This window comes from Oceanobacter antarcticus, assembly GCF_044962685.1.
Lineage (GTDB): Bacteria > Pseudomonadota > Gammaproteobacteria > Pseudomonadales > Oceanobacteraceae > Oceanobacter > Oceanobacter antarcticus.
The window spans coordinates 71,732-84,101 of sequence record NZ_JBBKTX010000018.1 but is presented as its reverse complement, the minus strand read 5'-3'; the positions used below and the strand labels follow the sequence as shown (position 1 = coordinate 84,101).

Here is a 12,370-nt window from a genome sequence, read left to right as displayed (position 1 = left end):
CAGACGCGGCTGCCTTATAACCTGCTTTATTTTCAGGTCGGCTTGCAGCAAATCTTTTAGAAGATCAAATACCGCCCCCAGAAATATCCTGTAAGAATACGGGGAGCCGATCATAGGCTTAACTGATCGGCGACTGCGGTTTTGATACGATAGCAGCTCAGTATTAATCCAGCTTCGGACCTGCCGCCAGAATGGCATCCGATACATCGTACTTCTTGAAGTTTTCAACAAACTGAGCCGCCAATTGGCGTGCTGCTGCATCAAACTTGTCTGCATCCGCCCAGGCTTTGGTTGGGTTCAGCAATTTGGTTTCTACACCTGGCAGTTCGGTTGGAACGCGCAGACCAAATACCGGCAATTCTTCAGTTTCAACGTCGCGCAGGGTACCAGTCTGGATCGCCGCGATGACGGCACGGGTAGTTGGAATGCTGAAGCGTTCGCCACCGGCACCGTTCGAACCGCCAGTCCAGCCAGTGTTGACCAGGTAAACCTGGGAGTCGAATTCCGTTACACGCTTGATCAGCAGTTCAGCGTATTCGCCTGCTGGACGTGGGAAGAAAGGTGCGCCAAAGCAGGTAGAGAAGGTCGACTTGAGACCTTTGACACCGCCCATTTCAGTCGAACCAACCAGTGCGGTATAGCCACTGAGGAAGTGGTAGGCAGCCTGTTCCTTGGTCAGGATCGACACCGGAGGCAGGACGCCAGTCATATCACAGGTCAGGAAGATAACGGCTTTGGGTTCGCCCGCCATGTTCTCTTCAACGCGTTTTTCAACATGGGTCAGCGGGTACGCACAGCGGCCGTTTTCGGTCAGGCTGGTGTCGGTGTAATCGGCAATGCGGGTTTGCTTGTCGATAACAACGTTTTCAACGATGGCACCAAAGCGAATGGCGTCCCAGATAATTGGTTCGTTTTTCTGTGACAGATCGATGGTCTTGGCGTAACAGCCACCTTCGATGTTGAACACTGTGCCCTTGCCCCAACCGTGTTCGTCGTCACCAATCAGGAAACGTTCAGGGTCGGCAGACAAAGTCGTTTTACCAGTACCGGACAGACCGAAGAACAAGCAGACGTCGCCGTCGTCACCGACGTTGGCGGAGCAGTGCATGGGCAGTACATCTTTTTCTGGCAGCAGGAAGTTCTGCACACCAAACATGCCTTTCTTCATTTCACCGGCGTAACGCATGCCAGCGATGAGTACTTTTCGTTGAGCGAAGTTGACAATGACACAACCATCGGAGTTGGTACCGTCGCGTTCAGGCACGCATTCAAAGCCAGCAACGTTAAGTATCTGCCATTCTTCCTTGGAAGAAGGGTTGTAGCTTTCAGGCAGAATAAACAGGTTGCGGCCAAACAGGTTCTGCCAGGCAGTCTGTGTGGACATCTTGACCGGCAAATAATGTTGCGGGTCGGAGCCAACGTGGACGTGGGAAACAAAGCTGTCGTGTTGGGCCAGGTACTCTTCCACGCGGTCCCACAAGGCATCGAATTTGTCGGCATCAAAAGGACGGTTGATATTGCCCCAGTCAATGGCGTCTTTGCTGCTAGGCTCTTCTACAATGTACTTGTCCATTGGAGAGCGGCCAGTACGGACACCGGTTTCCACTACTAGGGCGCCGTTATCTTGCAGTTGGCCCTCACCGCGGGCAATGGCTTGTTCTACCAGAAATGGCGTAGATAAATCCGTGAATACAGTGGTCATATCGATACCCTGGAGGGTCCTCGCAGTTGTGGACGGCCATATGAGCCGTTACCAAAAATTCGTACACCCGTCTGTGTGCTGCAGACGATACTCGATCAATGAGACGCGCAAGTATGCCAGAAAATGCTGTGTGCGCTAAGTCTCCTGCTATTGGTCAGATCAATAACCCGGATAACCCGGCGCTATATTCGCTGATTTTTTATACTGATGGTGCGCTTTCTGATTATTGTAACAATTGTAACAGCGACCGGGGCGGAAGTAACCTAATGCAAATTGTTCTCAGGGAACAGCTCCGTCAGGTCATGTTGGCCGAATTCGTAGTGTTGTTGGCAAAACTCGCAGTTGATGGAAATACTGCCAGATTCTTCCAGCATCTCGGTCAATGCCTGGTAACCGACCTGATGCAGGGCATTGGCCAGCCGGGCACGCGAGCAAGTACAGGCAAATGACAGCACAGTGGCAGGATATACGCGGACGTCTTCTTCGTGATACAGGCGTTGCAGTAACTGGTCATTTTCCAGCGTCAGCAACTCCTCATCCTTGATCGTGGCGGCAAGATGCGCCACCCGATCCCAGGCGTCCTGATCGATCTCTTGCTGGTTATCACTGTTGTGTTGGCTGGCCGGTAGTTTTTGCAGCATGAATCCGGCGGCCTGATTGCCATCGCTGGTGAGCCAGAAGCGGCTGGGCAGTTGTTCAGACTGGTTAAAATAATCTTCCAGGGCGGTGGCAATATTGCCTTCTGTTATCGAGGTGATGCCTTGGTAGCGCTGTCCCTGGTCAGGTTCAAGGGTAATCACCAATTGTCCTTCGTGGTCAAAGCCCAATGTATCTGACGACTGTTCGGTATCGTAGCGGGCAATCGCGCGTAGCTGGCCTTGCTCATTGGTTTCGGCTTGCAGCAACGAGATGTTTCCACTCAGGCGCATTTGCAAGGTCAGTCGTCCCTTGAATTTCAGACTGGCACTCATCAATGCGGTCGCAGCCAGTAACTGCCCCAGGGCGATCCGAATGGGCAGCGGATACGACTGGCGGCTCAGAATATCCTGATAGGTAGTGTTGACGTGGGCAACTTCTCCGCGGATCGGAGCGGCATCAAAGGAAAATCGCTGCAGTTGGTCAGCGCTGCGGTATGACATATCGGTGTACCTGTAACGTTCAGCCGAGATCCTGATGGACCTGTTCAAAACGACGCATATCGCGACGTTCTTTTTTGTTGGGTTTGTGGTCGGGCATGGATATGGAAGCATTCAGTACCCGACGTTGTTCTGTCTTATCCATCCGTTGCTTGATACTGGCGGGGGTTTCTTCATAGAGCAGCCGTGCTTCGGGGGCACCACGGCGCTGATCGGACAGTGCCATGATGACAATTTCTTTTTCGTCGAAGCCCTGCCGGATGGTCAGTTTGGCACCAACATCGGCTAACTTGCTGACTTTGCAGCGTTGACCGTCGTAGTGCACTTTGCCGCCTTCAATAGCGTGTTTGGCCAGTGCTCGGGTTTTGAAAAAACGTGCGGCCCAGAGCCATTTGTCGAGGCGAATTTTGATGGCGTTATCAGTCATCACGGTCAGCAGCGTCCTGTGAGTCAAAGATCAGTTCGTCAAAATGATGAATGCCGGGGAACTGATCCTGGCTGATTGGTTCGCGTTCACTGTCTGGGTGGTGGATTGCCAACAGGTAGTGAATGCCCCAGCGTTGGGCAGATTCTAGCACAGCGAGGCTGTCATCTATCAGCAGGGTGCGTTGCCGGTCGAAGGGTTCGTCCTGTAACAGATGGTTCCAGAACGCTTGTTGCTCTTTCGGTTCACGGTAGTCGTGGGAGCTGATGATGCGATCAACGTATTGATCCAGGCCGGTGTGCTGCAGCTTGAGGTCAACGCTGTCACGATGGGCATTGGTGACGATTACCCGACGTTTGCCGAGTTGCGCCAGAGTGTTGAGAAATTCGCGCACATAAGGCCGAAAACCGATTTTGTCGGCAACATCTTTTTTCAGTTCGACGATAGGCAAGCCGGTCAGCTCGCTCCAGAAATCCAGGCAGTACCAGTTCAGAGTGCCACGCAGGCCAACAAAACTGCTGCTCAGCTCGGCCAGTGCGTCGGCCTTGTTGAGACCTTTGTGACGGGCGTATTGCTCTGGCAGGTGCTCTAGCCAGAAGTAATTATCAAAATGCAGATCCAGCAGGGTGCCGTCCATATCCAGCAGCACAGTGTCGATTTGTTGCCAGTCGATCGGGCGCATAGGGTTATACTCAACAGGTTTTCAGCTATTTAAACAGGCCTGACATGGATAAAAAACCTCAGATCCTGCATCGCTCCATCGTCGCCCAGAGTCGTTTGTTCCGTGTCGAGTCGTTGGAGCTACGCTTCAGTAACGGCGTGGAGCGCACTTATGAGCGTTTGATGCCGGGCGGCCCTGGTGCCGTCATGATGGTGGCGTTGCTGGATGACGATACGGTAGCACTGATCCGGGAGTACGGTGGCGGTATTGAGGATTATACGCTGACGCTGCCCAAAGGGGCCGTCGATCTGGGTGAATCGATGCGTGATGCCTGTCACCGGGAGTTACAGGAAGAGATTGGTTATGGCGCCCGCGAGTTTGTATTTCTCAAACGCTTGAGTCTGTCACCCAGCTATATGAGTGGTGGTATTGACGTGGTGCTTGCCCGTGACCTGTTTCCTTCTCGCCTTGAAGGTGATGAGCCGGAGCCGTTGGAGTTGATTCCCTGGCAATTAAACGATCTGTTGTCGTTGTATCAGCGTGCCGATTTTTCAGAAGGCCGAGCAGTGGCTGCGCTGGCGCTGGCGCAAGCGTATCTGGCCGGGCATTACAAGGGTGAAGTACTACCTGGCTGAGGCGACGTCTGGGTGGGGAGCAGTTCTACCAAAGCGGTGCGCAGAGTTTCCATGCGGATGGGTTTACTGACAAAACCGTTCATGCCCGCCGACAGGCAGCGCTGTCGGTCTTCCATCATGGCATTGGCTGTCAGAGCCAGAATCGGGATTTGACTGATATCTGCCGACAGCTGTCGTATTTCCCGAGTGGTCTGAATTCCGTCCAATACCGGCATGTTGATGTCCATCAGAATCAGATCAAAAGTGTCTTGCTGCAGCGCCTGCAACGCCTCGCGACCATCACTGACGACGGTGCATTCAAGGCCGAGCTTTTCCAGCATGCGGGACGCAACGCGCTGATTGACCTCGTTGTCTTCGGCCAGCAATATTCGGCCCACCAGCGCGGCGCTCTGTAACAAAGGACGTTGTTTAACCGCTGGCTGACTGGCGGCTCGCAGCGGCAGCTGCAGGGTAAATGTGCTACCCACTCCTGGACTGGATTGTAATGCCACTTCTCCTTGCAGCGCAGATGCCAGGTGCCGACAAATAGTGAGACCGAGGCCTGTGCCTCCGTAACGTCGACTGGTACTGCTGTCTGCCTGGCGGAAGGCCGAAAAGACCTGTTCCTGCTTGCTTTTGGCAATGCCGATACCGGTATCCGCGACGGCAATATGGATATCGTAGCGAACTCCTTCCGCTTGGCTGCCGGTAACCCGCACCTCAATCTGGCCATGTTCGGTAAATTTCATCGCATTACTGATCAGGTTGGTGATGATCTGGCGAATACGCTTGGGGTCGCCATTCCAGTACTGAGGAATATCACCGTCGTAATAATAAATAAACGCCAGCCCCTTGCGTCGGATGGGTTCATCAAACAGTCGTTTGAGATCACTGAGTTGCTGGTTCAGATCAAAATCAATATGTTCCAGTTCCAGATTGCCCGATTCGATTTTTGACAGATCCAGAATATCATTGAGGATTTCCAGCAGGGTTTGCGATGAGTTATAGATAATGTCGAGATAGTGGCGTTGCTCTGTGCTCAGGCTGGAATCAAGAATTAATTCGGTCGCACCCAGAATACCGTTCATGGGCGTGCGAATTTCGTGGCTCATGTTAGCGAGAAAAATGGACTTTGAGTGGTTCGCCTGCTCTGCCTCGGTCAGCGCTTCGCGGATTCGGCTATTGGCTGTTTCGAGGGCGAGGCGGTTGGCCACGGATTCGGTGATGTCCAGGCCTGCCAGCAAGACCTCTCCCTGAATGGCATTGGCGCTGGTCAGACGCGTCATACGCCAGCTGATGGTGTGCTCTTTACCCGTCGAGGACAGTACCGGAAACTCCAGCGACAAACTGCCATTGTGACGGCTGAGCAGATTTTGCCATTCGCGCTCAACCGCAAGAGTGGCTTGCCTCGGGATCAGGTAGCTAAGCGGATAGCCATTAATCTGTTCATCCGGTATTTGTAGCAGTTGCTGTGCTTGCGGGTTAATACGCGTCACGTGACCATTTTCATCACAAATGATCAGCAGGGTTTGCATGGTGTTGAGATAAGTCGACAGCCGTTGCTGCTCTTCGCGCAACTGAGCTTCCATAAAATAACGCTGGGTAATGTCATCACCGGTCACCAGTAGCCACATCTGATGATTGCCGTCTTGCTGCCAGGGACGAACCTGCAGTGCCCAGCAGCCCCATTCGCCGTAACGGTCAAGCAGGCTGGCCTCGAAATCAACCATCGACTGGCTGCTCAGAGACTGATTGATCCTTTGTTGAACCAACTCTCGCTCATTACGCCGCTGAATGCTGGGAAGGTAGGAGCCAGGGCGAAGATCGAACAGCTGCTGGAAGTTCGGATTGGCATCCAGAATCAGCTGCTGCACATTGACGCGCAGCACAATGCCGCTGACGTGCTCCCAGGTAAAACCCTGCTGCAGTAATTGCTGTTTATATTGATCGCTAACCGGGCGAGTCAGGTGATAACTGATAACACTGACCAAGACACCGACAAACACCAACACCAGTATGGCGACGCCGGCCAGTATTTTCAGCGCGTTGATATCCGGAGCCCCCCTGGCAAGCAAGAAAGCCGTTACACCCATGATGCCGCCGGCTCCCACAATCAGGGCCGTGGCAGTCAGAATCAGCTGTTGGCGAGAGCTAAACGACATCGATATTCCTTGAGCGAGATCATGCGCCCGCGAGTAGCAATGACGTGGGTTAAAACACCAGGTCAGGCCGACAGAATGAGGAGCACCCGGTCGCTGTACACCCATCCGCCCAGTATAGGATGCATCGAAACATGTCGCGAGCGAAGAAAGAGATCCTCGCAATTCTGGCTCAGAGCAGACCGGCCAACAGGGGTAATACAATCGCATGCAGCGTGGCAGTCAGGGTCATGGCGGTTACCGCGTAGGCGGCTTCCCGCTCACCCAGCTCCAGTGCCCGACTGGTGCCAATCGCATGAGCACAGACGCCCAGTGTTATCCCGATAGCCTCGGGCTGGCGTATGCGTAGCAGGGTCAGAATCGGCAATATCAAAATTACTCCCAGCAACCCCGTAAGAATAACGAAGGCAGCCGCCAGCGACGGATCCCCACCCAGCTGACTGGTAATAGCAACCGCAACCGGGGTCGTAATGGACTTGGTCAGAATCGTCTGCGCCAGCATCGGATCCCCAATCCACCAGATCGTCAGCCCCCAAGCACAGGCCAATGTCGTAGCACTGCCCAGTGTAACCGCCAGAGCAATCCGGATAGCATCCTGGCGCAGCGCTTTTAATTGCTGGAATAGCGGCACCGCAAGCATCACGATAACTGGCCCCAGCATATCGTGCAGATACCGCCCACCTTCCATATATACAGCGTACGGCGTGTCGGTCAGTTTCAGGGTCGTAATCACCAGACCAAAGCCAGTCAGAATCGGAGGCAGCAGCACCAGGTTACCGGTCAGCCGGTACACGTGCTGGCCCAGTAAAAAACAGCCAATGGTTAATGCCGTCCAGAACAACGGAGTATGCAGCAACACCGTCATGAGCGCTTGCCGTGTGACATGATCCAGCCACACACCAGCGTGCCAGGTATCAGACTGATCGCAAGAATAAGCAACAGCACCAGACCATGTTCCCGGACCAACTGTTCATGGGTGACAATACCAACACTCACCGGGATTAAAAACAGCGGCAAAATAGGGGCAAGTACTTTGGTGATACCTTCCAGCGCGACTGGAACCTTGCGCCGCATCATCAGAAAAACCAGCAACAACAGCATGCCAATAATCGCAGCGGGAATCGGAGCTGACGTCCAATATTGAATAAGAGTGCCGCCCATCAGAAAGGCAAGCAGAATCAGCAAGCCGGACATGGGCAGGTTCCTGAGTAAATGGAGAGTATACGTTGTTTTTCAGAAACGCTGTTGGGCAGGAAACAATGAGCAGAAATAACGATCTCAGCAACAAAATCGAACATAAACAGTACCATTAACCGTCAGAGCCAAGCGATGGCTTGGTGCCTCGTCACAATCTCTCACAACACAACAGCACCTGGTGCAGACAGAGGGCTATGCGTTATGAGGATAGCTTTGCATCAGGTTGGCGAATCCCGTCCGGAACAGAGCTGGAGGATAAATATATAAAGCGGCAGCCCGCTCAACGTTGAACTGCCGTTTTCTTTGTTTCACGCCAATCCTAGATGGCTCTTTTGATGCTTCAGCTTGTATGTGACGGAATCATGCGACCGGTACCAGGGCTCCGCCCATCGCATTTTTAAGTTTTTTCATCGCATTTTTTTCCAGCTGACGAATACGTTCAGCGGATACGTTGTACATGGCAGCCAGCTCGTGCAGTGTGGCTTTATCGTCACTCAGCCAGCGTTGTTGAAGAATAGCCCGGCTCCGGTCGTCCAGGTCACCCAGCGCCGAGGCCAGACGCTCACTGGCATCCTGTTCAAAATTCTCGGTTTCTACTGTCAGTGCCGGGTCAGCACTTTTGTCTTCCAGATAGTAAGCTGGAGCCTGATAGGCCGATTCGTCGTCGTCATCAACGCCAGCGTCAAACGCAGCATCATAAGCATTCAAACGACCTTCCATTTCGAAAACGGTACGGGTTTCAACACCCAGATCGGCTGCTATGGATTTGGCTTCATCCTGACTCAACCAGCCCAGACGCTTTTTCTGGCTACGCAGATTAAAAAACAGTTTGCGCTGTGACTTGGTGGTTGCCACTTTAACAATGCGCCAGTTGCGCAAGATAAACTCGTGAATCTCGGCCTTGATCCAGTGCACAGCAAACGACACCAGTCGAACACCCACTTCCGGATTAAAACGCTTGACCGCTTTCATCAAGCCAACGTTACCTTCCTGAATAAGATCAGACTGATTCAGTCCGTAACCGGAATAACTGCGGGCAATATGAACAACGAAGCGCAGATGAGCCATAACCAGACGGCGCGCAGCTTCCAGATCTTCCTGATAGTGCAGGCGATTGGCCAACTCACGTTCTTCTTCAACACTCAGAATAGGAATCGCATTAACCGTTGAGATGTAAGCCTCGAGATTGGCTCCCGGAGACAGCGCATCGACGGCTTGCAAGCCTTTGTTCATTACATACTCCATAAGCGACAAGGTAGCGAACCATTGACCACGCACGCTGCGCTGGATTCACTACAGAATCTGAATTTACCAAGGCAGTGTAGCACCGGCTTTCTCAGACATCCAAGTCAGTACTGAGTTCCATCACAGCAACAATATCGGGCACACATCTGCATATCATGGCTCAATCTCGTGCAGATGACGACTGACCGACCACCACGCACCTAACCAGCCCAGCAACATGGCCCCGAGCAACAGTGTCAGAGCCGCACTGGCAGACAAGGGTTGTAACTCAAACCCGGAACCGTACAAGGATGACAGCTCCGCCACCGGATTTCTGAGCAGTAGCCAGCAACCAATCAACATCAACCAGGCCAGCAGTCCTCCGACCATGCCATACCACAAACCGGTATAAAGGAAGGGACGGCGCACATAGGCATCGGTTCCCCCCACCAGCTTGATCACTCGAATTTCATCTACCCGTGCAGCAATAGATAAACGGATGGTATTGCCCACCACCAACAAAATAGCCAGCGCCAGCATAATGCCCAACACCCAGATCAATCGTTGCCCTAACGCCAGAATGGAACGCAATCGCTCCAACCAGGCCATATCCAGCTGTGCTCTTGCTACAATTTGGAACGACTCCAGCTGTTCCAGCAAGCGTTGCAACTGCTCGGCTGGCAGCCCTAGTGGTGGCTCGACCAGAATGGTCGCTGGCAAGGGATTTTCTGAGAGCATATCCAGGGCATTTGACAGTCCGCTGGCTTCGCTAAATTGTGCCAGGGCCTGATCGGCACTGACATATTCAGTCTCAACAACAGACCCCAACTGCTGGATCCGTTGCTCCAATGCCAGCCCGTCTGCGGTGGTTGTGCCCGACTGTAAATACAAGGTGATACGCCCAGACTGCTGAAAATTGCCGCTTAACTGTTCAACATTGGTTAATGACATCCACAACGCCCCAGGCAACGTCAAGGCGATGGCAACAACCAGCCAAGTGAGTAGACTGGAGGCAGGACGGGCCAGTAATGTCAGCAGCGTCTCCACTGCCACCAGCTGGTTATGGGCCAGCCAGGCAACAACACGATGTCCGATGCCGATTTTCTGTGCCGATGCCCCCGAGGAGGTACCGGCCGATCGGGCTGTTTGATTGCCAACTGCGGTTCGACGGGAAGAGGCTACCGCTCCGCGCTTTTTATCCGGCGTTGCCGACATGGAGATCACCTCCCATCTGACCGTGATCAAGAATCAGGCGACGCTTGCCCATACGCTCGATCAGGGCGATATCGTGAGTCGCTATCAATACCGTCACACCAACTTGCTGGAAGCGTACAAACAAATTCATGATTTCTGCTGATAACTCCGGGTCGAGGTTACCTGTCGGCTCATCGGCCAGTAATAACGATGGTTTATTGACAACCGCACGGGCGATACCGACGCGCTGCTGCTCACCGCCAGATAATTCAATGGGATTACGCTGCTCCAGATGCAACAGTCCAACGGAATCCAGCGCGGCACGTACTCGCCTGGCGCAGTCGAGTGGTGAATAGCCCGCAATCTGCAAGGGTAATGCAACGTTGTCGTAAACCGGTCGATCAAACAGCAACTGATGGTTCTGGAAGACCACACCAACCTTGCGACGATGATAGGGCACCTGCCCCTGGCGCAATCGATTGAGATTCTGGCCATCAACAAACACCTGACCACGAGACGGACGTTCCATCAGCATCATCAGCTTCAGCAAGGTGCTTTTACCGGCCCCGCTGTGGCCAGTAAGAAAAGCCAACTCACCGCGATCCAGCTCAAAACTGACACCACTGAGCGCTTCCTTTCCCCCGGCGTAACGCTTGCTCACCTGATCAAAGCGAACCATGCTCATCGATCAGTCTCCGCTGCTGTCGCGCTGAAACAGGGCGTCGATAAACTGACCCGCATGAAACGGGCGCAGATCCTCAATACCTTCACCGACACCAATAAAGCGCACCGGTATCCCAAACTGCTTCGCCAACGCGAAGATAACCCCGCCCTTGGCGGTACCGTCCAGTTTGGTCAGGGTCAGCCCCGTTACACCGACCGTCTGGAGGAATTGCCGGGTCTGGTTAATCGCATTCTGGCCGGTACCGGCATCCAGTACCAACATGACTTCATGAGGGGCTGCCGGATCCAGTTTTTTCATCACCCGAACGACCTTTTCCAGCTCCTGCATCAGGTTGTCCTTGTTGTGCAGTCGCCCCGCTGTATCCGCAATCAGTACATCTATCTTGCGGCTTTGAGCAGCTTGCAGGGCGTCAAAAATCACCGAGGCAGAATCAGCCCCGGTATGTTGGGCAATCACCGGCACCTGGTTGCGTTCACCCCAGACCTGTAATTGTTCCACCGCAGCAGCCCGAAAGGTATCGCCGGCAGCCAGCATCACACTTTTGCCTTCACTCTGGAATTGACGGGCCAACTTGCCAATCGTGGTGGTTTTACCGACACCATTAATACCCACCATCAGAATCACAAAGGGAGCCTTACTGGTCGTCACGGTCAGCGGTGCTTCGACCGGTGACAGTGCGCCTTTTAATTCATCGATCAGGGCATCGTACAGGGCATCAGAGTCTTTCAGTTCCTTGCGGCTAACGCGCTCAGTCAGGCGGGCCATAATATCGGCCGTCGCTTCCACACCGACATCCGCCATGATCAACTGGGTTTCCAGCTCTTCCAGCAAATCATCGTCGATGGCCTTTTTACCCAACAGCAAGTTAGCCAGACCATCGGTCAGGTTGCTGCGAGTGCGACTCAGGCCAGCCTTGATGCGGGCAAAAAAGCCCTGTTTAGGTGCTACTTCTACTTCAACAACAGAACTGAGCTGACTGCCCGTATCGATCGGGTCGCTCTCCAGCTCATCAGCATCCGGTGCGAGGGCCAATTTCGTGCCGGCAACAACCGGTTCAGGCATAACCTCTTCGGGGCTTTCGTCATGGTTTGCAACCACGGATTCAGTGTCGCGGTCATTTTCGGTGGCATTGGCAGGCGACTCAACATCCGTTGCCTTACCAATCGTCGCTTTTGCATCGGCAGCAGCCGGTTCTGGTGCTGGGGCGCTGTCGACAACGTCGGCATCACTATCTATACCGGTCAATTCCGGATCAGCAACAACGTCCGGGCTGGTGATCTGCTCGGCCTCTGCCGATGACTCGGTGACTTGCGGGTTTTTCTTTTTGCGCTTAAAAAAATCAAACATGGCGTTCACTGTCAGCGTGGCTGGGGG

12 protein-coding genes are annotated in these 12,370 nt (G+C 53.5%); 1 reads left to right on the top strand and 11 read right to left on the bottom strand.

The genetic code is table 11. The features are described from left to right. Positions 1 to 163: 163 nt before the first annotated feature. The 4 genes from WG929_RS14745 to yrfG form a co-directional block, all read right to left on the bottom strand. Complete coding sequence (locus WG929_RS14745) at positions 164 to 1,702, bottom strand: phosphoenolpyruvate carboxykinase (RefSeq protein ID WP_416206674.1); 1,539 nt, start codon at positions 1,700 to 1,702, stop codon at positions 164 to 166. A gap of 263 nt (positions 1,703 to 1,965) precedes the next feature. Beyond that, positions 1,966 to 2,841, bottom strand: a complete 876-nt coding sequence (gene hslO, locus WG929_RS14740; protein WP_416206673.1) for an Hsp33 family molecular chaperone HslO — start codon at positions 2,839 to 2,841, stop codon at positions 1,966 to 1,968. Between the two features lie 19 nt (positions 2,842 to 2,860). Beyond that, positions 2,861 to 3,265: a ribosome-associated heat shock protein Hsp15 gene (gene hslR / locus WG929_RS14735; RefSeq protein ID WP_416206692.1), complete on the bottom strand. Its 405-nt coding sequence runs from the start codon at positions 3,263 to 3,265 to the stop codon at positions 2,861 to 2,863. Then, positions 3,258 to 3,944, bottom strand: coding sequence for a GMP/IMP nucleotidase (yrfG, locus tag WG929_RS14730; RefSeq protein WP_416206672.1), 687 nt, complete (start codon positions 3,942 to 3,944; stop codon positions 3,258 to 3,260). The genes hslR and yrfG overlap by 8 nt, the downstream gene beginning before the upstream one ends. A 44-nt stretch (positions 3,945 to 3,988) precedes the next feature. Here yrfG and nudE point away from each other — a divergent pair, with 44 nt between their 5' ends. Beyond that, the gene (gene nudE / locus WG929_RS14725; protein WP_416206671.1) at positions 3,989 to 4,558 is read left to right on the top strand and encodes an ADP compounds hydrolase NudE; all 570 of its coding nucleotides are present in this window, start codon (positions 3,989 to 3,991) and stop codon (positions 4,556 to 4,558) included. Here nudE and WG929_RS14720 read toward each other — a convergent pair. From WG929_RS14720 to ftsY, 7 genes are all read right to left on the bottom strand, one after another. Next, positions 4,531 to 6,699, bottom strand: a complete 2,169-nt coding sequence (locus WG929_RS14720) for a PAS domain-containing hybrid sensor histidine kinase/response regulator (RefSeq protein ID WP_416206670.1) — start codon at positions 6,697 to 6,699, stop codon at positions 4,531 to 4,533. The two genes, nudE and WG929_RS14720, sit on opposite strands and share 28 nt — an antisense overlap. A gap of 169 nt (positions 6,700 to 6,868) precedes the next feature. Further along, a complete protein-coding gene (locus WG929_RS14715; protein WP_416206669.1) occupies positions 6,869 to 7,561 on the bottom strand; it encodes an LrgB family protein in 693 nt (230 codons plus the stop codon). Continuing rightward, positions 7,558 to 7,890, bottom strand: coding sequence for a CidA/LrgA family protein (locus tag WG929_RS14710; protein ID WP_416206668.1), 333 nt, complete (start codon positions 7,888 to 7,890; stop codon positions 7,558 to 7,560). The genes WG929_RS14715 and WG929_RS14710 overlap by 4 nt, the downstream gene beginning before the upstream one ends. 363 nt (positions 7,891 to 8,253) lie before the next feature. After that, the gene (rpoH, locus tag WG929_RS14705) at positions 8,254 to 9,126 is read right to left on the bottom strand and encodes an RNA polymerase sigma factor RpoH (RefSeq protein ID WP_416206667.1); all 873 of its coding nucleotides are present in this window, start codon (positions 9,124 to 9,126) and stop codon (positions 8,254 to 8,256) included. A 165-nt stretch (positions 9,127 to 9,291) separates the two neighbouring features. Next, positions 9,292 to 10,332 (bottom strand): permease-like cell division protein FtsX, encoded by a 1,041-nt coding sequence (gene ftsX / locus WG929_RS14700; protein ID WP_369856302.1) that lies wholly within the window; start codon positions 10,330 to 10,332, stop codon positions 9,292 to 9,294. Then, complete coding sequence (gene ftsE / locus WG929_RS14695) at positions 10,313 to 10,990, bottom strand: cell division ATP-binding protein FtsE (protein ID WP_416206691.1); 678 nt, start codon at positions 10,988 to 10,990, stop codon at positions 10,313 to 10,315. Before ftsE ends, ftsX begins: the two co-directional genes overlap by 20 nt. A gap of 9 nt (positions 10,991 to 10,999) precedes the next feature. Next, complete coding sequence (gene ftsY, locus WG929_RS14690; protein WP_416206666.1) at positions 11,000 to 12,343, bottom strand: signal recognition particle-docking protein FtsY; 1,344 nt, start codon at positions 12,341 to 12,343, stop codon at positions 11,000 to 11,002. Positions 12,344 to 12,370: the final 27 nt, after the last annotated feature.

What these genes read in the sequence shown, in the direction of transcription:
- WG929_RS14745 (WP_416206674.1), bottom strand. Translation starts at nt 1,702, where the DNA reads ATGACCACTGTATTCACGGATTTATCTACGCCATTTCTGGTAGAACAA.
- hslO (WP_416206673.1), bottom strand. Translation starts at nt 2,841, where the DNA reads ATGTCATACCGCAGCGCTGACCAACTGCAGCGATTTTCCTTTGATGCC.
- hslR (WP_416206692.1), bottom strand. Translation starts at nt 3,265, where the DNA reads ATGACTGATAACGCCATCAAAATTCGCCTCGACAAATGGCTCTGGGCC.
- yrfG (WP_416206672.1), bottom strand. Translation starts at nt 3,944, where the DNA reads ATGCGCCCGATCGACTGGCAACAAATCGACACTGTGCTGCTGGATATG.
- nudE (WP_416206671.1), top strand. Translation starts at nt 3,989, where the DNA reads ATGGATAAAAAACCTCAGATCCTGCATCGCTCCATCGTCGCCCAGAGT.
- WG929_RS14720 (WP_416206670.1), bottom strand. Translation starts at nt 6,699, where the DNA reads ATGTCGTTTAGCTCTCGCCAACAGCTGATTCTGACTGCCACGGCCCTG.
- WG929_RS14715 (WP_416206669.1), bottom strand. Translation starts at nt 7,561, where the DNA reads ATGACGGTGTTGCTGCATACTCCGTTGTTCTGGACGGCATTAACCATT.
- WG929_RS14710 (WP_416206668.1), bottom strand. Translation starts at nt 7,890, where the DNA reads ATGTCCGGCTTGCTGATTCTGCTTGCCTTTCTGATGGGCGGCACTCTT.
- rpoH (WP_416206667.1), bottom strand. Translation starts at nt 9,126, where the DNA reads ATGAACAAAGGCTTGCAAGCCGTCGATGCGCTGTCTCCGGGAGCCAAT.
- ftsX (WP_369856302.1), bottom strand. Translation starts at nt 10,332, where the DNA reads ATGTCGGCAACGCCGGATAAAAAGCGCGGAGCGGTAGCCTCTTCCCGT.
- ftsE (WP_416206691.1), bottom strand. Translation starts at nt 10,990, where the DNA reads ATGGTTCGCTTTGATCAGGTGAGCAAGCGTTACGCCGGGGGAAAGGAA.
- ftsY (WP_416206666.1), bottom strand. Translation starts at nt 12,343, where the DNA reads ATGTTTGATTTTTTTAAGCGCAAAAAGAAAAACCCGCAAGTCACCGAG.